The organism is Bacillus sp. 16GRE42, assembly GCF_019837435.1.
GTDB lineage: Bacteria > Bacillota > Bacilli > Bacillales > Bacillaceae_G > Bacillus_A > Bacillus_A wiedmannii.
Genome location: NZ_JADAXF010000002.1, coordinates 712,166 through 735,254, shown reverse-complemented (window position 1 = coordinate 735,254; position 23,089 = coordinate 712,166). Strand labels below are relative to the sequence as shown.

Here is a 23,089-nt window from a genome sequence, read left to right as displayed (position 1 = left end):
CGTAAGCCCCTTACCATTGTTATGGTAAGGGGCTTTTTGTTTATCAAGCTATTGGAGCTAGGGGCGATAAATTTTCACTTTATAAACTTAATCCAAACCGTTTTAATTCAATGAAAATCCCTTCTAATTGCTTTCCTTTATCTGTTAATGTGTACTCTACACGAGGCGGAACTTCTGGATACACTTTTCTCGTTATAATGCCTTGAGATTCTAGTTCTTTTAGTCGAAGCGATAATGTTTTCGGACTAATGCCATCCATTGATTTTTGTAAATTACTAAAGCGTAAAGTTCCTTCGATAAGAAGGTCACGAATGATTAAAAACGTCCATTTTGTACTAATTACGTCAAGCGTTTTAGCGATAGGACAAGGTATACCAGGTAAACCTTTCGTTAATACAACTGGATCTATATTGCTCATGGAAATAGCCTCCATAAAAATTTTTTGAATGAATTTGCCTTATCGTATCACAAAACTATCTTTTTGGTAACTATATGAAAAAAATATTACTACTTCCATAAAGGAAGTTAGTGCATATACAATAGCAATACGAAATACAAAGGGTTTGTATGAAGAGGAGGTGATTTCCATGGGTATGAAAAAGTTGTTTATGTTTCTTAGTTTTTTTGTCATTTGTATTGTGCTTGTAGCATGTAGTGGTGAGCAAAAAAATGAAATTCAGTTATTAAAAGAAATGCCGAAGCCAAAAGCAATGACAATTGATTCTTCATTAAGTAAAAAGGAAGCGACAGAAATCGTGCATGCAGCGCAGCGTTTTTATGCATTTTGGGATACAGGTAAAGAGGAGCTTATTCCGCAGACGGTTACTGAAAATTTTTTCGATAACACACTGCCGAAAGGTCGACCACAAGGAACTGAAGGATTAAAGCTTGCGGCGCAAAACTTTCGTAAAGTCGTTCCTGATATACATTGCGAGATTGAAGATTTATTAGTCGTTGGTGATAAAGTAACAGCTCGTCTTTCTTTTACAGGAACTCATAATGATAAGAAAATCAATTTTTTTGCAATTGATATTTTGCATGTGAAGGATGGCAAGATAACGGAAGATTGGCATTTAGAAGATAATCTTACGCTGAAACAACAACTTGGGTTAATAGCTGAGGAATAAAATAAGGGAGAGAAAAGTGATGAAAAATATATTTATTATAAATGGACATGAAAAATACGGTACGAAAGAAGGTCGATTAAATAGAACGTTAGTTGATTATATGATAACTGTATTAAGTGAGAATCATTATGTGAAAAAAACGACGATTCAAGATGGATATAGTATGAAAGAAGAACAAGATAAATTTCTATGGGCTGATGTTGTAATTTATCAAACACCTATTTACTGGTTTAGTGTACCGGGATTATTTAAAACATATATGGATGAAGTGTATGAATACGGTTTGTTCTTTAAAGGTGCAGATGAATATGGAACAGGTGGTTTATTAAAAGAGAAGCAGTATATGTTTTCTACAACTTGGAATGCGCCTGAGAAAGCATTTGGAGATAAGACGAAGTTCTTTGAGGGAGAAAGTTTAGAGTCAGTGCTTAGTCATTTACATCGCGTGCAAAAGTTTCTTGGGATGAGTTCGTTAAAGAGTTTTGCTTGTTATGATGTGGTGAAGAATCCGAATATTGAGCAGTATTTAGAGAATTTGAAGAACCATTTAGAAGAATTCATTCAATAATTACAGCCATTCCCGTATTTAATGCGGGGATGGCTGTATCCATAACTTCGCAAAATTTGCCGAGCCGAATGAATCAATTGTTACATTTTTTAAAGAAGAAGGGTATGTTTTTTCTTTTTAAAACGGATCAACTTCAGCTAAGTTTGGAGTGGTACTAGGCTGTAGTAAAAGATTTTTTAACGTTCCTACTTCAGAAAGAGCTACTAATATGTAGCCACTAATCAGTACAATAAGCCCAATGACGCGTAACGTTTGTAAACTCACTTCATTATTATTCGTTTCCGTTGGATTTGGGGGCGTTGAAGGTGGATTGTTATTCATAAATAAGGCTCCCATCTTTTGTATTTATATATGTGTAAAATTATGATTTAACTTATGGATAGGAATTGTATAGTCATTTTCACTATATGAGAATTGCCTATGAAAAGTGATTAGAAATTTTGGGACGAAAAAGGGGTGAATCCAAATGTCATTAAAAATGATATTCTTTTTTATTTTTCATACAAATAAAAAGGTTAACCAAAGTAGCTAAATAGCTATTTTGGTTAACCTATAATAACTATCCTAATATACGCAACGATTCTTCAATAAACGCTGGGATGTCCTTTGGTTGTCTACTTGTTACTAGCTGATTTTGGCATACGACAACCTCTTTGTCATGAAAATTTCCACCGGCATTTTTCAAATCGACCGCAATGGATTTATATCCAGTCACATCGCGTCCTTCAAGTGTTTGTGCAGTGATGAGTAATTGGGGGCCGTGACAAATAGCAAAAACAGGTTTTTTCGTATCCATAAATGCTTTGCTAAAGCGAACAAAACGTTCATCTGCACGAAGTATATCTGGGGAAAATCCGCCTGGTATGAAGAGGGCATCAAAGTTCTCTGGAGTAACATCATCAATACTTTTATCAATTACGACTTCACTTTTTCCTTGTTTACCGTGTACCGTTTTACCTTTTTCCATTTCAATAGTTGTTAATTCATATCCCTTTTGATTAAAAGCTGCTACTGGCTCTGTGTATTCTGTATCCTCGAAATAATCCGTTATTAAAATAGCAATTTTTTTACTCATTGCAATCAGCTCCTTATATTATCGGTTCCAGAATCATCTTTGGGTAATGTCTTTTATAAAGTGAAACTTTAATTCATATTTTTTCATTCCCTCCAGTTCCTTTGCCCTGTTACTTTAATACATACCCTTTTTGTTAGGGCGTAAACATGTATGATCATTTTTGTATGTGAAAATCATAAAATATCGGTTGTTTCAGTAATTCTTGTTTGAGGAAGAAAAATAAAAAAGCCAAGGAATAATTTATCTTCTCCTTGGCTTTAAGATAATTCCTTTCGTTAAAACGCAGAAACGCGTTGCTTCGTTTTTGGTACAATAATAAATTTGATCCAGAGTACTCCGATAATCATAATGATAAGGCTATGTAAAAATTGCCCTGTAGCAATGAGTATAACAATTGAAAATACAATGAGTTGAATGCTTAGTAATATAAAGATTAAGCGAAGAAATTGGTTCATTCGTTTTTCAGTATCAATCGGATATAATGCTACGATAATATTTCCCGAAAAATATTTCCACAGGGAACGGAGCTGCATAGAAATCATATATAGAACGATGTAAGCGATAGCGCCTTTTACGTATATGTTTGGTATAAAATATAAGGCGAAGGCACCGATCAACCCTAAACGAATATATATACCGAAATAATCATTCCCGCGTAAAAATGCTAGTGTATGTAAATAGAAGAAAGTTGCTCGTTTTTTATGTAATAAAGGTTCAATCCAATTTGTAAGCCATTTTCTTTTATTTACTTGCTTATTCAGTTGCGGAACATCGGTAAAAATGCTAGCAAATTGATAAAAACGGACGTTCATTTTTTCTTCTTGTTCGATTATGTAATCCCAGGGTATTCGTTTTGTAGGCTGTTTTTTCGTGTATAGAAGTAGGAAAGCAAGTAGTAAGAGCAATCCGCCTAATATGAGAACATGTGCCGAGTAAAACAGCATGTAAATGATTAGGGCGTTACAAGCAACACGGATGATCAGCCATATACTTTTTTCATAACTATCACGCCACATCCAATGTGTATATATATTCCAAGCTTTCGTAATCATTAAAACGATAAAGATTGTACATAAGAAAGGTACCGTTAATTGTAATGATTGCAGTGCAAGTGGAACGAGAATAAGGAACGTAAATAATAATGGGAAAAGCTGAATGATGTAATTATATAGAAGAGATTTTTTAAAATAAGATGTTAGTTTCTCTTCTAATGCAAGCAAATAGACAGCATCAGGTTTTTGAATAAATGTACGGATAGGACATCTCGTTATAATCGCTGTTAGGACGATTGTAATAAGTAATAAAGATAGTCCTTTAGAAGGAGCTGTCTTAAGAAACTTTGCGTAATAGTAAGCACCTATACAGACAACGAAGATAAAGCTATATAGTAAACCGTTAATCATACGTGCAAAGTATGTAATGATATTTTGCATATGTTGTTGGAAGCGGCTGCTCCATAGTGATTCGATTGACATGTTTTTCACCTCTTTTTTCTATTATATATTTTTTATAAAAGAAAAAACGAGCAAATTGCGTTACGCAACTTGCTCGTTTTTCTTTTCGTTATTTTTTTTCTCATCACGATTCATTAATGGATAGAAAGCAAATCCGATTACGAATAAACCAATTCCGAGAAGGAACGTTTTTATATCGGATGCGCCGGTTTTAATAACCCATAGTGCGTAGCAAAGTGCGATTACTGCGACTATGCCATCTGTAATTCTTGCCCGCATTTCATTTTTATATGTTTCACCAGTAGCGACTAGTTTTAACTGGAAGATTGGTGAAACGAGATATGGAATGAGGTAGGCCAGTGTTGATACGGTAATAACGAATGTATAAGCTTCCGCAATGGTTCCTGATAATGTTGAGAATAAGAACACTTGCGACATAATGTTTGTTAATCGTAATGAGTAAATTGGACTTCCTTTTTTATTTGTTTTCGTGAAGAAGGAAGGGAAGAAACCTTCTTTTGCTGCTTGATACGGTACTTCTGAGCTTAATAAAATCCAGCCTAATATAGAACCGAATAGGGAAGTAAGAGCAAGTAATGCCATCAGTTTCCCGCCGCCATGACCCATCGCAGCATTCAATGCGTCTGCTAATGGACGTTCAGAAGCTTGTAATTTATCAACGTGAAGTACACCCATTGTTAAAATTGTAATTCCTAAGTAAATCGCAACTGTAATAAGTAACCCCGCAACTGTTGCGCGTTTTACTGTTTTAGGAGAGGTAGCACGGTTTGATAAAAGTACTGCTGATTCAATTCCGATAAATGCCCAAAGCGTTGTAAGAGCGGCTAAGTTTACTTGTGAAAGAAGGCCGTGTGATACACCTGATTTATCGATCATCGGTGTGTACCATTGTCCAAATTTAGAAGCTTCGAATGCAAATAACGTAACGACGATGAATAAAAGGAATCCCGTTACTTTCGTTGTTGTTGCTAAGAAGTTTAACTTTCCAGCTCCGCTTACACCGTTTGTTAATATAATATGAGTTCCCCAAAGTAAGATGGAACAAATAGTAAATGTAATTAGTTTTCCAACTTCTATGTTAAAAGAACCGATTGAAAATAGTAGTCGTGTATCTTTCATAATTGGGAAGAAGAGTGATAAATATCCCGCGAAAGATGTAATGATGGCAACGTTACTTGCCCAGTTTGCAACCCAATATCCCCATACCATACTGAAACCAGCCATTTTTTTCTTTTTTGGTGTTGAGAATAAAGCATATGCATGACTTTGTGGTCCTGTCGTTAAATCAGGACGACGAATTGCTAAATTACCGAAAACAAGAGCTAGCATTAAAACACCAAACCCTGTTGTTAACCAAGCTAAAGTGACACCGAGAGGGCTTGCTGTTTGTGCTAACGTACTTGGCACCATGAAAATACCAGCGCCAACCATGTTACCGACAACGAAAGCTGTTAGTACCCAAAAGCCCCATTTTTTTTGTTGCATAGAAAATACCTCCAAAGTTAGTATAACCAAGTCAAGCGAGGAGATATGTATGTCTTCTTAGTAGAGAAGAGAAGTCCCAAACAAAACAAAAAAAGCACGTAATTTGCCGCTACATGCTTTCTATCTTATAAGAAACCCACGACATACCTCTCGATAGCTCTCCACAAACGAAACGTTTGTGACAGTTCTGCACTTATTAAATGCAGACCCAGCAAGCGTGCATGGTGGACACGACTTACTTCGGCAATCATTCCTTTCTCATTCCTTCATCAATGCCACTACATCTCCTGAAACGATACTCTTAATGATTGCAACCTCTACCTCACCGAGATACGAATGAGGATTTAAATATTAAATTAACGTCTTTAAGAGTAACAAATGAATTTTTATACGTCAATGGATATAGTAATAATCAGATTATAGAGAAGAGTTTGTGATTAGGAATGGATAATTATTTGATATAAAAAGAAGCTGATCTAAAACTAGATCAGCTTCTACATATAGGATTAAACTAAGTTTAATACAGTTACTTTTTCACGTGTCATAGACTCAAGGCTCTTACGAATACCTTGTGCGCCCATACCTGAACCTTTTACACCGATGAATGGGAAGTGGTCAGGGCCGCGCTCTGTGCGTCCGTTAATTTGAACAGAACCAGTTTCGATTTTGTTAGCAATTGCAAATGCTTTGTTAATGTCTTTTGTGAAGACACTTGCTTGCAGACCGAACTCTGATTTGTTAGCAATCTCAATTGCTTGCTCATCTGAAGAAACACGGATGATTGGAAGGATTGGGCCGAATGGCTCTTCCCAAGCAACTTTCATTTCTTCTGTTACGTGGTCGATTAATGTTGGATAAATTAAGTTACGCTCACGTTTGTTACCGATAACAATTGTTGCACCTTTTTCAACAGCGTCATCAACTAAACCTTGAACGAAGTCAGCAGACTTGTCGTCGATTAATGGAACGATTGTGCTGTCTTGTTCTGGAGATCCAACTGATAGCTCAGCTACTTGCGCTTTTAATAAGCCAACAAGCTCGTCTGCTACGTTTTCGTGTACAAGTACACGTTTAATAGCTGTACAACGTTGACCAGAGTAAGAGAATGCACCGCTTACGATATGGTTTGCAGCATCTTGTAAGTCAGCATCTTCACGAACGATACCAGGGTCTTTACCACCAAGTTCTAATACAAGTGGAATCATTGCAGCTTTTTTCGCTAAATGTTTACCTGTGTTTGTACCACCTGTGAACGATACCATATTGATACCTTCGTGCTCTACTAAGTAGTCACCAATTACAGAACCGCGTCCTGTAGCTACGTTTACAAGACCTTTTGGAAGGCCAGCTTTATGAAGTGCTTCAACCATTTTAATACCGCTAATTGCACCTTGAGTTGCTGGTTTGAAAATAACAGCGTTACCCATAATTAATGCTGGTGCAAGTTTTGCAGCAGATAAGTTCACTGGGTAGTTAAATGGTGCGATTGCTAATACAACACCAAGTGGTGCGCGTTGGATGATCGCAAGTTTCGATTTCGTTCCGCCAGGGAAGCTATCGCCCATCATGCTTTCTCCGTGCATATGAAGAGCTTCTTCAATTGTGTAACGAATGAAATCAGCTGTACGAACAACTTCTTTCTTCGCATCTTTATATCCTTTACCGACTTCTTTCATAATGATATCGGCAATTTCATCTTGCATATTTACGAGCTCATCAGCCCATTTATATAAATATTTTGCGCGATCTTGTAGAGAAGCTTCCGCCCATGATTTTTGAGCTTCTTTTGCAGATGCAATTGCTTCATCTACTTCTCCGCGAGTAATTGCTTGTACTTGTCCAATTACTTCGTGTAAGTATGGAGATGGAATTTCGATTGTTTCTCCTGAAGAGCTTTCTCTCCATTCTCCGTTTAAATAAAATTTGTACGTATTGCTAGTTGTCATGATTAGTCCTCCTAAAATAGCAACTTGTAAGAGTGAGTATAAGGTGATTGTAGGGTGTTTGATAACATTTTTCAAATGAAATGTTTGTGAAAACGATTTCTTATTCTTTTTTTGTTTTGTATGCCCTTTCTTACAGAAGATTCCCTTATTTCAAAATGATGTAGCGTATATTTTTATTCGGTTTGCAAAAAAAACAATTGACAGAATACTCAATAAAGTTGTAAGATTATAAATGGAAAATAAATGAAGGGGGTGTGCGTAATGATTGTAATCGTAAATGTAATGGGCTTAGCTCTGTTAAATGGCAGAAAACATTCATATCATTACGCAACCCGTACGGATATATAGGGCATCTTTGTCTTATGAAAAGCGTATGTTGCGTATATCGTAACGTACGCTTTTATGCATTTTTGTGCATATCGTCAAGCGGCGGTATGCTTTTTTTTGTTTATTTTCCCTTGTTTGGTTCCGATAAAAAACTTTGGAAGGTGGAAAAATGTGATGAGATTGTATGGGTTACGAAATGTAAATGTGATGGGTCTAGATAGTGGATAAAGAAATGGGAGTGAAACGAGAACGAGAGGGGAGAGGTTACATTGTTATCAGTATTACTAAAGTTAAAATGGTTTTTTAAAGAGCATTGGAAGAGATATAGTATCGCCATTGGAGCTCTTTTAATTGTAAATATAGTTGAAGTCATTCCCCCGAAAGTGTTAGGGGTTACGATTGATAATATAAAAACAGGAACGTTAACGAATGCGGCGATTATACAATTTATTCTTATTTTAATAGGGGTTACGGTAATTGGATATGGTCTTACTTTCGTTTGGCAACATCAGCTGTTTGGGGGAGCATTCGTACTGGAGAAGACGATGCGCTCCAAATTTATGGGGCACTTACTTAAAATGACACCGACGTTTTATCATAAAAATCGTACGGGTGATTTAATGGCGAGAGCGACAAATGATTTAAAAGCAATTGCTATGACAGCTGGTTTCGGTATATTAACGCTCGTGGATTCGAGTTTATATATGCTTACGATTGTCTTTATGATGGGATTTACAATCAGTTGGGAGCTTACATTTGCGGCGCTTATACCGCTTCCGATTATGGCGTATGCGATGAACATATATGGAAAGAAATTGCATGAGAGATTTACCGTTGCGCAAGATGCGTTCGGAGATATGAATGATAAAGTACTTGAATCGATCGCTGGCGTGCGCGTTATTCGTGCATACGTACAAGAGAATGCAGATGAGGGAAGGTTTCATCAGTTAGGAGATGACGTCTACGAAAAAAATATGAAGGTAGCAAGAATCGATGCATTATTCCAGCCGACTGTGAAAATGCTTGTCGGTCTTAGTTATTTAATTGGTTTAGTGTACGGCGCGTATCTTGTATTTCAATCAAAGGTAACACTTGGCGAACTCGTTTCATTTAACGTGTATTTAGGGATGATGATTTGGCCGATGTTTGCAATTGGCGAATTAATTAATGTTATGCAAAGAGGAAATGCATCATTAGACCGTGTGAATGAAACGTTAGCGTATGAACCAGATGTCAAGAATCCGAAAAATCCAAAGCTTGTACAAGAGCCGGACTATATTCAGTTTGAGGATGTTTCCTTTTCATATCCTTCATCGACTGGAGAAAATTTGAAAAAGGTTTCGTTTACATTAAAACAAGGGGAAACGCTTGGGGTTGTTGGAAAAACAGGAAGCGGAAAAACGACGCTCGTACGTCAGCTTCTTCGTCAATATCCGCTTGGAGATGGGGATATTGCAGTCTCTGATGTGACGTTAGATAAAATAACGAATGAAAATGTACTCGGGTGGATTGGGTATGTACCTCAGGAACATATTTTGTTCTCCAAAACAGCGAGGGAAAATATTTTATTTGGAAACCGAGAAGCGACGGAAGAAGAACTCGAGAAAGCGATTGAAATTGCGGCGTTTACAAAGGATTTAGAGTTTTTACCAGAAGGGTTAGAAACGCTCGTCGGAGAGAAGGGTGTTTCTTTATCAGGAGGGCAAAAACAAAGGATTTCAATTGCGCGAGCTGTTATTCAAAATCCGGAAATTTTAATTTTGGACGATTCTTTATCAGCTGTTGATGCTCGTACGGAAGCAGCGATCATCGAGAATATAAGAACAGAAAGAAGCGGAAAGACGACGATTATTACGACGCACCGTTTATCTGCCGTACAACACGCGGATTGGATTCTCGTTATGGATGAAGGTGAAGTAATGGAAGAAGGTACGCATGAACAGCTTATTCAAAGCGGAGGCTGGTATGCGGAGCAGTTTGAAAGACAACAAGGGGAAAGTGAAAGTGCGGATAGTGGGGTGAAAATATGAGCGTATCAAAACGATTGTTTCAATATGCGATGAAAGTAAAAGGGACGATTTTTGCAGCGATGCTAATGTTATTTATTTTCGTCATCGCAGAACTTGCTGGTCCTTTCGTCGCGAAAACGATGATTGACGATCATATCGTCGGGATAGAGAAACCTTGGTATGAAACAGAAAAGAGTGAAGAGGCTGTTTCGTATAATGGCGCCTTTTATAAGCGAAGTGATCGCTTCCAGGAAGGTGAGAAAAAAGGAAAAGAAGTACGCGTAATGCAGGTCGGTTTTCAATATTACTTTGTGCCAAATAAAGTGAATGCTGAAGGGTCACGTACTGTAAAAGGTGATATGATTACCGTTCAAAATGGTAAGGCGGTGCAAGTGTATAAAGCGAAAGTATTAACGAAAGAAGAAGTGTTTGCTTTTTATAAACCAGAAATAAGCCCCCTATTATTACTTGGTGGTGGCTACTTCGCTTTATTAGTAGTCGTTTCATTATTTGCATACGGAAAGCAATTTTTCCTACAGAAGGCAGCGAACAAAATTATTCAAATTATGAGGGAAGATGTCTTTTCTCATATTCAAACGTTGCCGATTCGTTATTTCGATCATTTACCAGCAGGGAAAATTGTATCACGTGTTACGAATGATACGGAAGCCATTCGTGATTTATACGTAACGGTACTGGCGACATTCGTTTCTAGTATCATTTATATTATCGGGATATTCGCTGCGCTATTTTTACTCGATGTAAAACTGGCGACGTTATGTTTACTTATCATCCCGATTTTAATTGTGTGGGCGATTCTTTATAGAAAGTATGCATCTGTATACAACCATAAAATGCGTTCACGTTTATCTGATATTAATGGAACAGTTAATGAATCCATTCAAGGTATGCCAATTATTCAAGCGTTCCGTCAAGAGCGTGAAACGAAAAAAGAGTTTGAAGAATTAAATGGCGATTATTTTAAATATCAAAATAAAATTTTGAATTTAAATGCAGCAACTTCTCATAATTTAGTGTCTGTATTAAGAAATATAGCTTTCACAGGTGTGATTTGGTACTTCGGTGGCGCTTCATTAAGTGCTTCAGGCGTCATTTCTCTAGGGATACTATATGCGTTCGTTGATTATTTAACACGATTGTTCTCACCAATTACAAATATGGTAAATCAGCTTGCTAACTTGGAACAATCGCGTGTTGCATCAGAACGTGTTTTTGAATTGTTAGAGGAAAAAGGGGAAGCAGTAGAAGAGGAACGTATGCCTCGCTTACAAGGAAATGTAAAGTTTGATAATGTGTCGTTTTCTTATAATGGAAAAGATGAAGTACTAAAAAATATTTCTTTTGAAGCGAAACAAGGCGAGACAGTGGCACTTGTCGGTCATACTGGATCAGGAAAAAGTTCCATTATGAATGTACTCTTCCAGTTTTATGAGTTTGAAAAAGGGAAGCTTACGATTGATGGTCACGATGTAAAAGCGATGCCGAAACAAGCAACGCGTGAACATATGGGAATCGTACTGCAAGATCCGTTTTTATTTAGCGGGACGGTCGCTTCTAACGTAAGCTTAGAGAACGAAAAAATTTCAAAAGAGCGCATCGTAAAAGCATTGCGTGATGTTGGTGCGGAACGGTTTGCGAACAATATAAATGAAGAAATTACAGAAAAGGGAAGCACGCTTTCCACTGGAGAACGTCAGCTTATTTCGTTTGCTAGGGCACTCGCTTTTGACCCAGCCATTTTAATTTTAGATGAAGCAACGTCTAGTATTGATACAGAAACAGAGGCGATGATCCAACAAGCGTTAGAAGTTGTGAAAAAAGGAAGAACGACATTTATTATCGCTCACCGTCTTTCCACAATTAAAAGCGCAGATCAAATTATTGTACTTGATAGAGGAACAATTTTAGAAAAAGGCTCTCATGATGAACTAATGAAAAAGCGTGGGCGTTATTACGATATGTACAAAACGCAAATGGAAGGAAACCAGAGCGCCTAATATGTATGGAGGAGAACTTGCGATTTTTGCAAGTTCTTTTTTTAGTGAATCATGACAGTTAAATAAGAAGTATTGTTTTACCTTTTTATCTATAAATGCTATATTAAAAAATGTTACTTATTTTTTGTATGTAGCGTTATTTTCCCCTTTTGTTTGATTATGAAGAAAAAGGATAAACTAAATAAGAACATTTTCATTGAAAAATTGTTCAAGATTGCATACAATCAATATAGTTTTTAAATTCCTATCAGAATACTTGGAGGATTACCATCATGAAAAAATTATTTTCAGTTCTTGCAGTAACTACTTTAGCGATCGGGATTGTAGCAGGCTGCGGCAAAGAAGAGAAAAAAGATACAGCTAGTCAAGATGCGTTACAAAAGATAAAACAAAGTGGTGAACTTGTAATTGGAACAGAAGGTACATATCCACCGTTCACATTCCACGATTCAAGCAATAAATTAACTGGATTTGACGTTGAATTAGCAGAAGAAGTTTCAAAACGTTTAGGAGTAAAACCTGTATTTAAAGAAACACAATGGGATAGCTTACTTGCTGGTCTAGATGCAAAACGTTTCGACATGGTTGCAAACGAAGTTGGTATTCGTGAAGATCGCCAAAAGAAATATGACTTCTCTAGCCCATATGTTTCATCTTCAGCGGTATTAGTTATTGCGAAGGATAAAGATAAACCTGCTACATTTGCTGATGTAAAAGGATTAAAAGCAGCACAATCTTTAACAAGTAACTATGCAGATATTGCTAAGAAAAATGGTGCGGAAATCACGAATGTAGAAGGATTTAGCCAAGCGGCAGAATTATTAAATACTGGACGCGTTGATTTCACAATTAATGATAAGTTATCAGTATTAAACTACTTAGAAACGAAAAAAGATGCAAAAATTAAAATTGTAGATACAGAAAAAGAAGCGTCACAAAGTGGATTCTTATTCCGTAAAGGTAGCGACAAGCTAGTACAAGAAGTAAATAAAGCGTTAGAAGATATGAAAAAAGATGGTACGTACGATAAAATAGCGAAAAAATGGTTCGGTGAAAATGTATCTAAGTAGTGCGCTGGTTTCAGATCGATTGTCTACTTGGATAGATATTATGCATTCTTCCTTCATGCCTATGCTGAAGGAAGCTGTATTTACGACAATTCCATTAACGCTTATTACATTTATTATCGGGATTATACTTGCGACGTTAACGGCGCTTGCACGTATTTCAGGTAGTCGTATTTTACAATGGATTGCTCGTATCTATGTATCTATCATTCGCGGAACGCCACTTCTTGTACAGTTATTTATTATTTTCTATGGTCTTCCAACTCTTAATATTGAAGTTGAGCCATATACAGCAGCAGTTATTGGATTCTCGTTAAATGTTGGTGCGTATGCATCTGAAATTATTCGTGCTTCTATCCTTTCAATCCCGAAAGGACAGTGGGAAGCAGCTTACACAATTGGGATGACATACCCGCAAGCATTAAAACGTGTTATTTTACCGCAGGCAACGCGAGTATCTATTCCGCCGCTTTCGAATACATTTATTAGTTTAGTGAAGGATACTTCATTAGCATCGTTAATTTTAGTAACAGAAATGTTCCGAAAAGCGCAGGAAATTGCGGCAATGAACTACGAGTTTTTAATTGTTTATTTCGAAGCAGGTCTAATTTATTGGGCAATTTGCTTCTTATTATCTATTGTGCAACAAATATTAGAAAAACGTTCAGAACGTTACACTCTAAAATAACCCTTTCATAAAAGGAGTTTTTGTTTTTATGATTTCAATTCAACATTTACAAAAAAGTTTCGGAGATAATACCGTACTAAAACATATAGATTTATCAGTTGAGAAGGGGGAAGTTGTTGTTATTATCGGGCCATCGGGATCTGGTAAAACGACATTCCTGCGTTGTCTCAACGTGTTAGAAACGCCGAACGCTGGTAATATTCGCATCGGTAATAAAGAGCTCGACTTCTCTCAAAAAGTATCGAAGAAAGATATTGTCAATCTTCGTACGCAAACAGGTATGGTATTCCAGCACCATAATCTATTCCCTCATTTAACAGCACTTCAAAATGTAATGGAAGGGCTCATTACAGTGAAAAAGATGGGGAAAGAAGAAGCGAAGAAAAAAGCAAACTATTTCCTTGAAAAAGTTGGTCTTGCGGATAAAGTAGACTTATATCCGTTCCAATTATCAGGCGGACAACAACAGCGCGTTGGAATTGCTCGCGCGCTTGCGATGGAGCCGGAAGTATTACTATTTGATGAACCGACGTCAGCACTTGATCCTGAACTTGTTCAAGAAGTTCTGAAAGTAATGAAAGAACTTGCTAAAGAAGGCATGACGATGGTGATTGTAACGCACGAAATGCGTTTTGCGCATCAAATTGCGAACCGCGTTATTTTCATGGATGGCGGTGTCGTTGTCGAACAAGGTACACCAGAAGATGTATTTACAAATCCAAAAGAAGAACGCACGAAGAAGTTTTTACAAATGTTGCAGTAAATGAAGGAAGGTCTCAAGGCATATGCCTTGAGACCTTTTTGCCATATATATTTATTTTTGGAATCCGCCAAGGCTTTGCTCAGCCATTGCAACTAGACGTTTTGTAATTTCTCCACCAACAGAACCGTTAGCGCGAGCCGTAGAATCTGCCCCTAATTGTACACCAAATTCTTGAGCGATTTCGTACTTCATTTGATCGATTGCAGCTGTTGCTCCTGGTACTACTAATTGATTGTAAGAACTTTGGTTTGCCATAGGAATATATCCTCCTTAGAGTTAGAAAAATTTTTTTGGGTTGGACTAGCTGGATTTGAACCAGATTATCGCCCCGTTTGGCGCTAATCCATCGGTAATTAAGTTTGTACTCATAGTATGGATGTTACCTAGAAAGATATACGAAATAATAATTTGTAAATTTTGTAAAAAAATCTTAGTGATTTCGTAAATTATGAAATAAGAGTAATCGTTGTATTTTTTAGAAAGAAGGCTAAACTAAGAGCGATATGAAATATGGTTTTCTTTTTGTATCCCGCTATTGTGGGGCAAATCATTAACTTCTTATTTATGACTTACTAAAATTAAATCGGTAGCAATTTTATAGTTCTATTTTAAGTAGGGGGACAGGACGCTCCTATGCACGGCTAGATGCTCTCTTCAATCTGCTTGTAAATGATAACGTATGGAGGAATCGTGATGGGAATTTGCCCGCTTTGCAACGCATTAGAATCACAAACATATTCTTGTCAAAATTGCCAAGGTATACTCCAAGATTATGGGAAAACTGTAGATTACATAGACGATTATAGTGCGTATATGGATCAAGAATTATTAAGTGCAGTAGATGGTTTAACACATAGTAATTCACAAGAGTACTGCAATCATGTTTTTTATTGCGGGATGTGTAATGTGGAAACAGAGGTTGTAGTGAAACTTGTGTAAATAGAAAACTTCCACCTTATGAATGAGGTGGAAGTTTTTGTTTTCGTATTTGTGAGTGAATCATAGGGGATGGGATATGTTCGGTGTTTGATGGAGTTCCGGATTTTATTTGAGCCATTTTTTCTTTTGCATCGCGCAAAGAATGTTCAGTTAAGTAGATGGCATATTCGTAAAATAATTGGCGCGTCAGTTCACTTTGTTCTTTTAACTTTTCATCTTGGAATACAGTTCGCCCAGGTTTAGAGTTTGCTTCAAAGAGCCACGGGTTTTCTTGCGTGTCTAAACCGATATCAAAACCAATCTCTCCAATATTTCCGGTTACTTGTTCATCGAGCGCGTAACTGATTTGTAAGGCTGTATGTTTTAATTTATTTTCAATTTGAACTTGTTTCGTTGAATCCGGAAAAAGTTCTTGCAGTAATTTTGTATCGCCACCGCTATTTACATGCGTTGTTAAGCTACCTTTGCCAGCAATTTTTGCAACGATTGCACTGACCATCCATTGGCCAAAATGATTTTTATTTGTGTGAATGCGAAAATCAACAGGTTGCCCATCGAAGCGAAGTAAGGAAATACCTTGTTGTACGATAAATTTTTTTAAATCATGTCCTTTTAATACATGGTTCAGAAGCGTTTCTAATGATTGGTACTTTCTTAGTTTATTTTCTTCATTTTCGCGATAACGACAGTAGTAGCAATTCTCTGTTTGAGAGTAAAATATTTGATGAATGTTTCTCCCGAAGCTACCGTGTATCGGTTTCATGTAAACAGATTTATACGTGCCAAGAAAGCGTTCTACTTGTTCGAAATGTTGAAAAGCTTCCGTGTTTGGTAATAAGGGGATAATGGATTCATCTTTCATAAGAAGTTGATGCACTTCCCATTTATTGAAAAAGCCTGGATTAAACCATGGAATAGCATAGTCATGCTCTAATTTTCTTTTTGCTCTTACGATCGGTTTATAATTTTCGGCTTTCCGATTTGGTAATCGATCATAAATGACATTCGGTAAAGGGACTTTTTTCTTAATCCACTGTTCCTCTTGAAAGAAATACCCTTCAATTGTTTCGTCTGCCCAGTTTATATGTTGCACACCAAAAACAAATACAAATGGTCGCAAGGTGAATGGCGGCGTTAGTAACTCACTGAGAGAAGTTGAACGGTTTCCTAAAGGATTAGAAGAGTCATCGTTAAAACCAGTTGTGAAAATCCCGATTAACGGTCCGAAAATAATGGTTTCATTTTGCGTGAATGCATGGATAGTAGTGGAATGAGGAAGTAAAAGTTTCTCTGCAATTTGTTTTCCGATAATGATTTCGCGAGTAAAGGAATAATGAATTTTCACCTCTTCACTTGCAACATGGCGTACGCCGAAGGAAAGAGATGCAATTGGTGGTGTAATGGAAAAAATATAAGGTAAAGTAATACTATTTGGATGCTCATCTGAAATATTTAATGTATATATGTGCTCTTTCAAAATGGTGTTACCTCCTTTCATTATGGTGTGAAGCGACTAAACTTTAGTGGTCCGTGATATATTTTTTCGGCTAGTGCATCACTATGACGAATGTAATGTTCGTACGGGGGAATCGTGTTGACATACATAAGCCAAATTGCCCCTTTTTGATCCATAATGGTGGAAAGCTCTAGCTCGAATAACGAAGAATAAGATTCATCTAATGTTTGAAACACTTCATTTATAATGTCATGTAAAGCGTCTTGTAATAATTGTACACCGGTACTAGATAGTACGTATTTAATTTTTGAAAATGAATGCAGCGAGGAATCATCTGTTGCTGAAAGTAAAAGTTGATTCGGAAAGGAGCTTTTTTGTATAAATTGGCCGATAGCAGTCCACTTCTGTTCTTTATTTTTTTGCAAAATGGTTCGAATATGAAGCGGGTATGTTAATTGATTTGGTGGTTGCAGCATTGTATGGGTGATGTAACGTGCTGATCGTATGTTAGATTTGTACCAAGATATAAATTCATCTGTCCGTTTGATTGGAGTAGAAGTATGATAGTCATCATTTATCGTATCGATATGAAACGTTTTATTTTTATAAGCGATCCGGTACAGACTTTCATTGGAATGTGTGTTAGTAGGCCGTATAATAATATCTTTTGTTTTTAATAACAGTTTGAAAATGTTTTGTATCGTTGCTATTTCGAATTTTGGTATATAAGGAGATAATTTTTTATTCGTGAGAAATAAATCATGTAGTTCGCTCAAGTCAATGAGTGTGTTATTTAAAAAGGTAGTGGAAGCACGGTTGTGTAATGAATGAATAATTGATTTTGCTTTGTCGAAGTCAGTTTCCTCGTTAAAAGAAGAACGATCGTAAATATAAGAAGGAATAGGGAATATTTGCTCTTTCCATTTTCCTGTATCTGTATCATAAATCAGACCAGAGACAAGATCTGTTTTAGGATCAATACCAAATGGCGTAAACTGGGCAACGACATTATGATAAAACCGAGCGCGTTTAGCGATTTCGGTGTAATACATTTGCTCATAATGAGGGTGAGAAGTTAAAATACCGAGAACCAACGAAATCACTCCTTTACTAACAAAATGTTGACATAATAGGCATAGCTATATATTGCAAATACGTTTTTATACCATTATACTTTTGTCCGTATGATGATATGCTATAGTTTTGGAGAAGCGAAAGGTTGATTGTAATGAATATATGGTTAAGTATGTTAACGACGACAGGGCTCGGAGCGATTATTGGAGGATTCACAAATCATTTAGCGATAAAAATGTTATTTCGTCCTCATCGCCCTATTTATATTGGAAAGTTTCAAGTTCCATTTACACCAGGGTTAATTCCGAAGCGCCGCGATGAACTTGCTGTTCAATTAGGAAAAATGGTTGTCGAACATTTGTTAACGCCAGAAGGAATCGGAAAGAAATTAACAAATGAAGAGTTTCAAAAAAGTTTAATTCAATGGACACAAGTAGAAGTGGATAAAGTAATTACGAATGAACAGTCGTTACGACAAATGTTAGAAAAATGGAACGTAGCGCATGTAGAAAAAGAAGCAACCGAGAAAATCGAACATGTGATTACAGAAAAAATAGAGGCATTTTTAGCAGAGTATTATACATATACATGGGAACAGGCTTTACCTCATTCTGTTCATGAAAAAATAGAGAATGCGATTCCAAATGTCTCGGCTTTTATTTTAAATCGAGGAATTCGTTTTTTTGAAAGTGAAGAAGGGAAAGCACGTCTTTCAAAAATGATTGATGATTTCTTTGCTTCTAGGGGAACGCTGCTTAACTTAGTCGGAATGTTTTTAGGAAATGTAAGTGTAGTGGATCGTGTACAGCCAGAAGTTATTAAGTTTTTAGGGCAAGATGGCACAAAGCAGCTTTTAACTGATGTACTGCAAAAAGAGTGGGAAAAGTTAAAAGGAAGAGATGTAAAAGAATTAGAAACGTTTGTAGAAAAAGAAATGATTGTAAGCTCCATATTGTCAGCAGTTAAAGTTGAAGAAACAGTGAATAAGTTTTTAAATCAATCTGTGCAGCGAGTATGTGAGCCAGTTCGAGAAACAATTATTGAAAAAGTGCTTCCAAGTGCAGTAACAAAAGGCTTGAAGTGGGGAACAGAAAACGTAGAGAGTATATTAAACAATCTCCACCTTGCGGAAATTGTCCAGCAAGAAGTGTCTACGTTTTCAACAGAGAGACTAGAAGATTTAGTGCTGTCCATTACGAAAAATGAACTGAAAATGATTACGTATTTAGGAGCACTATTAGGCGGGATGATTGGGCTCTTGCAAGGACTGTTACTGTTGTTTCTTAGATAATAAGGTGAGTACATAGAAATAAAAGTGAAATTTCTTCACATCTCTTGCATAGTTTGATATGGTAAGAAGAGGTGCGTATGTAAATGCACTTAAAAGGCAGTGTGAGCGAAAAGCGCTAGCCTTCTAAAGGAGGAAAAATAAAATGACAAAAAACATTCATGATGTTGCATATGAATTACAAAAAGCAATCGCTGAAAACGAAGATTTCCAAACATTAAAAGCAAGCTACGCAGCAGTTCAAGGTGATGCGGCTTCAAAGAACTTATTCGATGAGTTCCGTACAATGCAACTTGGCTTACAACAAAAAATGATGCAAGGTCAAGAAATCACTGAAGAAGATAACCAAAAAGCACAAGAAGTTGTAGCTCGCATTCAACAAGATGCTAAAATCACAAAGTTAATGGAAACTGAACAACGCCTAAATATCGTTATCACTGACGTTAACAAAATTATCATGCAGCCACTTGAAGAATTATATAACGCGCAACAACAAGCGTAATAGTGGAAGACGCTCCTGGTATGGGAGCGTCTTTTTTGTTTGTTATTTGTGGAAATACTCAGTCTCAATCTTCTTTTCCTTTAAAAACTTTTCAATTTCTTTTTGCTTCCTACCATTAACTTGCTCAAAGCGTTTTGTAAAAGAAAAATCAGTTTTGAATAAGTTACCATCTTGCGCGATTTTGTCTAATTCTTGCTCTAGTTCTACTGAAAGTGCCGTAGACGCTGAAATAAAATCATGAATTTCCTTCGAAGGCTGTTTGTAATCATCAGGGATCGTATTGTTACTAATAAAATCATGGAAATTCGCATCATTTTGTTTTGCTAAATCTACTAGTTGTTTTAATTTCTTTCGGTTGGATTCCGTGACTTCCTCGTCAGACATGGCTGATGAAAGTGGAACGATATTTTCGTCTAACTCCCCGCTATAATCTAAATAAGTTTTTATATTTTGTTTCATTTCGTCTTCGTTAATCGTTACATTCTTTTGTGAGGAAGTGAATATAGTTTCTGGAATTTTAATCGTTACATCTTTAATAGATTCTATATCGTTTTCTTCCGTAGGTTGTGCACTGTTTGAACAAGCTGATAGAAATAAAATTGTAAGTAACATGAGTAGATATAAAGTATACTTCTTCATTTTAATCTCCTTTTATATTCATTATTATCTTTGTAAAATAGCTATATTCCATTTCAAATACTTTACTAAAGTTGCGTATAGATGTTTTACCATTTGGTAAGATATGACGGATATGAGCAAACCGCTGCAAAAAGCGATGAACACATTATAAACATCGGAATAACTAATTTGATGAAACCCTTTGAAAAATCCTAATCCTATTAATAAAATAGGTGAAATAATTAATAATGGAGTAGCAATGATAAGTGCTAGAAGGATCGGTAATAAAAAGAGTAATACGAAAAAGGCGATAATGATAAAGGTAAAGTTTAAAACACTTAAGCTCATAACAGAAAATAGTGCAGTTATCATATTTTTAAAGCTTCGTTTATTGTCAGCATTGCTTATTGCATAGGAAACAGTAAGTTCTTTCGCGATCGTTTTAGGGTTTCCTAGTTTTCTAGCAATTTCTTCTTCACATTTCCCATCTTGTTTACCACTGATAAAATGAGTTTCATACTCCGAAATAATATCTTTCTTTTCTACATTAGGCATATTCCGCAGGGAAGAACTAAGTTGTTCCAAAAATTCACTTTTGTTCATAACAATCACTTTCCTTTATAAAATGATGAATTACAAAACACATTCCAATTGCTGGGTATTCCAATATTTACAAATATATCATTTAGTAGTGTTCTTTGCAAGGTACTGTAATGTTTTTAATACTGTGACTAGATGAAAGTTTTTCGTGCATTTTTAGATGAGATATAAAATTATTATTCTAGGATAAACAAAGGGTTGTAAGCGTATTCCTTAATGGTTGTCAAAAAACTGCCAAATTCATATTGTTGGAAAAATAATGCATTTGTAATATAATGATAAATAATACTTCACCACATTAATTAACTAGGTGAAATTAAAAATCTTTATTACACACATTATGAAATAAAGGGATGATTAGTTTGAGTACAGGTGTAAAAGCAAACGACGTGAAAACAAAAACAAAAGGAGCAGATCTTGTTGTTGATTGTTTAATTAAACAAGGTGTGACACATGTTTTCGGTATTCCAGGAGCGAAGATTGACTCTGTATTTGATGTACTGCAAGAAAGAGGACCAGAGTTAATTGTTTGTCGTCATGAACAAAACGCAGCATTTATGGCAGCTGCTATTGGTAGATTAACAGGGAAACCGGGTGTATGTCTTGTAACTTCAGGACCAGGGACATCGAATTTAGCGACAGGTCTTGTTACTGCGAATGCGGAGAGTGATCCCGTTGTTGCTTTAGCTGGTGCAGTTCCACGTACGGATAGATTAAAGCGTACGCATCAATCTATGGATAATGCTGCACTATTCGAACCAATCACAAAATATAGCGTAGAAGTAGAGCATCCTGATAATGTGCCAGAAGCACTTAGTAATGCATTTAGAAGTGCGACTTCCACAAATCCAGGAGCTACTTTAGTAAGTCTTCCGCAAGACGTTATGACTGCGGAAACGACTGTAGAGTCTATCGGTGCGCTTTCTAAGCCACAGCTTGGAATCGCTCCCACACATGAAATTACATATGTAGTAGAAAAAATAAAATCAGCGAAATTACCAGTTATTTTACTCGGTATGAGAGCGAGCACGAATGCAGTAACGAAAGCGGTTCGTGAATTAATTGCTGATACAGAACTTCCTGTCGTTGAAACATATCAAGCAGCTGGCGCGATTTCACGTGAGTTAGAAGATCATTTCTTCGGCCGCGTTGGATTATTCCGTAACCAACCAGGTGATATTTTACTAGAAGAAGCAGACCTTGTTATTTCGATCGGTTATGACCCAATTGAGTATGATCCGAAATTCTGGAATAAACTTGGAGACAGAACGATTATTCATCTTGATGACCATCAAGCGGATATCGACCATGATTACCAACCAGAGCGTGAATTAATTGGCGATATCGCTTTAACTGTAAATAGCATTGCAGAAAAATTACCGAAACTTGTATTAAGTTCGAAATCAGAAGCAGTGTTAGAACGATTACGCGCGAAATTATCAGAACAAGCAGAAGTTCCAGACCGTGCTTCAGAAGGTGTTACGCATCCGCTTCAAGTTATTCGTACACTTCGTTCTTTAATTAGTGACGATACAACTGTGACATGTGACATCGGTTCACATTCTATTTGGATGGCAAGATGTTTCCGTTCTTATGAACCACGTAGATTATTATTTAGTAACGGTATGCAAACGTTAGGTGTTGCACTTCCTTGGGCGATTGCCGCTACTTTAGTTGAACCGGGCAAGAAAGTTGTTTCCGTGTCAGGTGATGGTGGTTTCTTATTCTCTTCGATGGAATTAGAAACAGCGGTACGTTTAAACGCACCGATCGTACATCTTGTATGGAGAGACGGTACGTATGATATGGTTGCGTTCCAACAAATGATGAAATACGGTAGAACATCAGCTACAGAGTTTGGCGATGTCGATCTTGTGAAATATGCAGAAAGCTTCGGTGCAAAAGGTCTTCGCGTTAACACGCCTGATGAATTAGAAGGTGTATTAAAAGAAGCACTAGCAGCAGACGGCCCTGTCATTATTGATGTTCCAATTGACTACCGTGACAACATTAAATTAAGCGAAAAATTATTACCAAACCAATTAAACTAATGGAGGCATGATT

22 protein-coding genes and 1 riboswitch are annotated in these 23,089 nt (G+C 36.6%); of the genes, 11 read left to right on the top strand and 11 right to left on the bottom strand.

Annotated features, from left to right (window positions below; genetic code table 11):
* Positions 1 to 79 precede the first annotated feature (79 nt).
* Positions 80 to 418 carry a winged helix-turn-helix transcriptional regulator gene (locus tag ILS93_RS16070; RefSeq protein ID WP_088047957.1) on the bottom strand — a complete coding sequence of 113 codons (339 nt, stop codon included), beginning with the start codon at positions 416 to 418 and terminating at the stop codon, positions 80 to 82.
* Between the two features lie 169 nt (positions 419 to 587).
* Here ILS93_RS16070 and ILS93_RS16065 point away from each other — a divergent pair, with 169 nt between their 5' ends.
* Positions 588 to 1,127: an ester cyclase gene (locus tag ILS93_RS16065; protein ID WP_222660865.1), complete on the top strand. Its 540-nt coding sequence runs from the start codon at positions 588 to 590 to the stop codon at positions 1,125 to 1,127.
* 19 nt (positions 1,128 to 1,146) lie between these two features.
* Positions 1,147 to 1,695: an NAD(P)H-dependent oxidoreductase gene (locus ILS93_RS16060; RefSeq protein ID WP_222660864.1), complete on the top strand. Its 549-nt coding sequence runs from the start codon at positions 1,147 to 1,149 to the stop codon at positions 1,693 to 1,695.
* 117 nt (positions 1,696 to 1,812) lie between these two features.
* On the opposite strand, the gene ILS93_RS16055 is transcribed toward ILS93_RS16060, so the two are convergent.
* The 5 genes from ILS93_RS16055 to gapN form a co-directional block, all read right to left on the bottom strand.
* Positions 1,813 to 2,016: a hypothetical protein gene (locus ILS93_RS16055; protein ID WP_001063864.1), complete on the bottom strand. Its 204-nt coding sequence runs from the start codon at positions 2,014 to 2,016 to the stop codon at positions 1,813 to 1,815.
* Positions 2,017 to 2,254: 238 nt separating this feature from the next.
* Positions 2,255 to 2,770, bottom strand: a complete 516-nt coding sequence (locus tag ILS93_RS16050) for a type 1 glutamine amidotransferase domain-containing protein (RefSeq protein WP_064473851.1) — start codon at positions 2,768 to 2,770, stop codon at positions 2,255 to 2,257.
* Between the two features lie 275 nt (positions 2,771 to 3,045).
* Complete coding sequence (locus ILS93_RS16045) at positions 3,046 to 4,245, bottom strand: ABC transporter permease (RefSeq protein WP_088047953.1); 1,200 nt, start codon at positions 4,243 to 4,245, stop codon at positions 3,046 to 3,048.
* A 60-nt stretch (positions 4,246 to 4,305) separates the two neighbouring features.
* Entirely contained in the window at positions 4,306 to 5,730 is a 1,425-nt protein-coding gene (locus ILS93_RS16040; protein ID WP_064473849.1) for an amino acid permease, read from the bottom strand.
* 146 nt (positions 5,731 to 5,876) lie between these two features.
* Positions 5,877 to 6,058, bottom strand: a riboswitch (Lysine riboswitch).
* 178 nt (positions 6,059 to 6,236) lie between these two features.
* Positions 6,237 to 7,676, bottom strand: a complete 1,440-nt coding sequence (gapN, locus tag ILS93_RS16030) for an NADP-dependent glyceraldehyde-3-phosphate dehydrogenase (protein WP_000213622.1) — start codon at positions 7,674 to 7,676, stop codon at positions 6,237 to 6,239.
* A gap of 596 nt (positions 7,677 to 8,272) precedes the next feature.
* On the opposite strand from gapN, the gene ILS93_RS16025 reads away from it, so the two are divergent.
* The 5 genes from ILS93_RS16025 to ILS93_RS16005 all read left to right on the top strand — a co-directional run bounded on the left by ILS93_RS16025 (position 8,273) and on the right by ILS93_RS16005 (position 14,548).
* Positions 8,273 to 10,033 carry an ABC transporter ATP-binding protein gene (locus ILS93_RS16025; RefSeq protein ID WP_088047952.1) on the top strand — a complete coding sequence of 587 codons (1,761 nt, stop codon included), beginning with the start codon at positions 8,273 to 8,275 and terminating at the stop codon, positions 10,031 to 10,033.
* On the top strand, positions 10,030 to 12,030 hold the full coding sequence (locus tag ILS93_RS16020; protein WP_154131715.1) for an ABC transporter ATP-binding protein: 2,001 nt from the start codon (positions 10,030 to 10,032) through the stop codon (positions 12,028 to 12,030). The genes ILS93_RS16025 and ILS93_RS16020 overlap by 4 nt, the downstream gene beginning before the upstream one ends.
* A 272-nt stretch (positions 12,031 to 12,302) precedes the next feature.
* The gene (locus tag ILS93_RS16015) at positions 12,303 to 13,100 is read left to right on the top strand and encodes an amino acid ABC transporter substrate-binding protein (RefSeq protein WP_000732853.1); all 798 of its coding nucleotides are present in this window, start codon (positions 12,303 to 12,305) and stop codon (positions 13,098 to 13,100) included.
* Complete coding sequence (locus ILS93_RS16010; RefSeq protein ID WP_088047951.1) at positions 13,087 to 13,785, top strand: amino acid ABC transporter permease; 699 nt, start codon at positions 13,087 to 13,089, stop codon at positions 13,783 to 13,785. Before ILS93_RS16015 ends, ILS93_RS16010 begins: the two co-directional genes overlap by 14 nt.
* Before the next feature lie 28 nt (positions 13,786 to 13,813).
* Positions 13,814 to 14,548, top strand: a complete 735-nt coding sequence (locus ILS93_RS16005; protein ID WP_064473846.1) for an amino acid ABC transporter ATP-binding protein — start codon at positions 13,814 to 13,816, stop codon at positions 14,546 to 14,548.
* Positions 14,549 to 14,599: 51 nt separating this feature from the next.
* Here ILS93_RS16005 and sasP read toward each other — a convergent pair whose 3' ends face one another.
* Positions 14,600 to 14,803, bottom strand: a complete 204-nt coding sequence (gene sasP / locus ILS93_RS16000; protein WP_000013349.1) for a small acid-soluble spore protein, SasP family — start codon at positions 14,801 to 14,803, stop codon at positions 14,600 to 14,602.
* Between the two features lie 438 nt (positions 14,804 to 15,241).
* On the opposite strand from sasP, the gene ILS93_RS15995 reads away from it, so the two are divergent.
* On the top strand, positions 15,242 to 15,487 hold the full coding sequence (locus ILS93_RS15995; protein ID WP_000510463.1) for a hypothetical protein: 246 nt from the start codon (positions 15,242 to 15,244) through the stop codon (positions 15,485 to 15,487).
* 16 nt (positions 15,488 to 15,503) lie between these two features.
* Here ILS93_RS15995 and ILS93_RS15990 read toward each other — a convergent pair whose 3' ends face one another.
* Complete coding sequence (locus tag ILS93_RS15990; RefSeq protein WP_064473845.1) at positions 15,504 to 16,964, bottom strand: YheC/YheD family endospore coat-associated protein; 1,461 nt, start codon at positions 16,962 to 16,964, stop codon at positions 15,504 to 15,506.
* Between the two features lie 20 nt (positions 16,965 to 16,984).
* Positions 16,985 to 18,037 (bottom strand): YheC/YheD family protein, encoded by a 1,053-nt coding sequence (locus ILS93_RS15985; protein ID WP_000242701.1) that lies wholly within the window; start codon positions 18,035 to 18,037, stop codon positions 16,985 to 16,987.
* A 134-nt stretch (positions 18,038 to 18,171) separates the two neighbouring features.
* Between ILS93_RS15985 and ILS93_RS15980 the strand changes: the two genes are divergently transcribed.
* On the top strand, positions 18,172 to 19,308 hold the full coding sequence (locus ILS93_RS15980) for a DUF445 domain-containing protein (RefSeq protein WP_222660862.1): 1,137 nt from the start codon (positions 18,172 to 18,174) through the stop codon (positions 19,306 to 19,308).
* A gap of 142 nt (positions 19,309 to 19,450) precedes the next feature.
* Positions 19,451 to 19,807, top strand: a complete 357-nt coding sequence (locus tag ILS93_RS15975; RefSeq protein WP_064473844.1) for a YlbF/YmcA family competence regulator — start codon at positions 19,451 to 19,453, stop codon at positions 19,805 to 19,807.
* A 42-nt stretch (positions 19,808 to 19,849) separates the two neighbouring features.
* On the opposite strand, the gene ILS93_RS15970 is transcribed toward ILS93_RS15975, so the two are convergent.
* Positions 19,850 to 20,446 (bottom strand): NDxxF motif lipoprotein, encoded by a 597-nt coding sequence (locus tag ILS93_RS15970; RefSeq protein ID WP_088047948.1) that lies wholly within the window; start codon positions 20,444 to 20,446, stop codon positions 19,850 to 19,852.
* A 24-nt stretch (positions 20,447 to 20,470) separates the two neighbouring features.
* Positions 20,471 to 21,028, bottom strand: coding sequence for an HAAS signaling domain-containing protein (locus ILS93_RS15965; RefSeq protein WP_064473842.1), 558 nt, complete (start codon positions 21,026 to 21,028; stop codon positions 20,471 to 20,473).
* Between the two features lie 359 nt (positions 21,029 to 21,387).
* Between ILS93_RS15965 and alsS the strand changes: the two genes are divergently transcribed.
* On the top strand, positions 21,388 to 23,076 hold the full coding sequence (gene alsS / locus ILS93_RS15960; protein WP_088047946.1) for an acetolactate synthase AlsS: 1,689 nt from the start codon (positions 21,388 to 21,390) through the stop codon (positions 23,074 to 23,076).
* Positions 23,077 to 23,089 lie beyond the last annotated feature (13 nt).

Coding starts and splice junctions, on each gene's coding strand:
- ILS93_RS16040 (WP_064473849.1), bottom strand. CDS start 5,730: ATGCAACAAAAAAAATGGGGCTTTTGGGTACTAACAGCTTTCGTTGTC.
- ILS93_RS16065 (WP_222660865.1), top strand. CDS start 588: ATGGGTATGAAAAAGTTGTTTATGTTTCTTAGTTTTTTTGTCATTTGT.
- ILS93_RS15975 (WP_064473844.1), top strand. CDS start 19,451: ATGACAAAAAACATTCATGATGTTGCATATGAATTACAAAAAGCAATC.
- ILS93_RS16050 (WP_064473851.1), bottom strand. CDS start 2,770: ATGAGTAAAAAAATTGCTATTTTAATAACGGATTATTTCGAGGATACA.
- ILS93_RS15995 (WP_000510463.1), top strand. CDS start 15,242: ATGGGAATTTGCCCGCTTTGCAACGCATTAGAATCACAAACATATTCT.
- ILS93_RS16055 (WP_001063864.1), bottom strand. CDS start 2,016: ATGAATAACAATCCACCTTCAACGCCCCCAAATCCAACGGAAACGAAT.
- ILS93_RS15965 (WP_064473842.1), bottom strand. CDS start 21,028: ATGAACAAAAGTGAATTTTTGGAACAACTTAGTTCTTCCCTGCGGAAT.
- ILS93_RS16045 (WP_088047953.1), bottom strand. CDS start 4,245: ATGTCAATCGAATCACTATGGAGCAGCCGCTTCCAACAACATATGCAA.
- ILS93_RS16010 (WP_088047951.1), top strand. CDS start 13,087: ATGTATCTAAGTAGTGCGCTGGTTTCAGATCGATTGTCTACTTGGATA.
- ILS93_RS16005 (WP_064473846.1), top strand. CDS start 13,814: ATGATTTCAATTCAACATTTACAAAAAAGTTTCGGAGATAATACCGTA.
- ILS93_RS16060 (WP_222660864.1), top strand. CDS start 1,147: ATGAAAAATATATTTATTATAAATGGACATGAAAAATACGGTACGAAA.
- ILS93_RS15970 (WP_088047948.1), bottom strand. CDS start 20,446: ATGAAGAAGTATACTTTATATCTACTCATGTTACTTACAATTTTATTT.
- sasP (WP_000013349.1), bottom strand. CDS start 14,803: ATGGCAAACCAAAGTTCTTACAATCAATTAGTAGTACCAGGAGCAACA.
- ILS93_RS16015 (WP_000732853.1), top strand. CDS start 12,303: ATGAAAAAATTATTTTCAGTTCTTGCAGTAACTACTTTAGCGATCGGG.
- ILS93_RS16070 (WP_088047957.1), bottom strand. CDS start 418: ATGAGCAATATAGATCCAGTTGTATTAACGAAAGGTTTACCTGGTATA.
- ILS93_RS15980 (WP_222660862.1), top strand. CDS start 18,172: ATGAATATATGGTTAAGTATGTTAACGACGACAGGGCTCGGAGCGATT.
- gapN (WP_000213622.1), bottom strand. CDS start 7,676: ATGACAACTAGCAATACGTACAAATTTTATTTAAACGGAGAATGGAGA.
- ILS93_RS16020 (WP_154131715.1), top strand. CDS start 10,030: ATGAGCGTATCAAAACGATTGTTTCAATATGCGATGAAAGTAAAAGGG.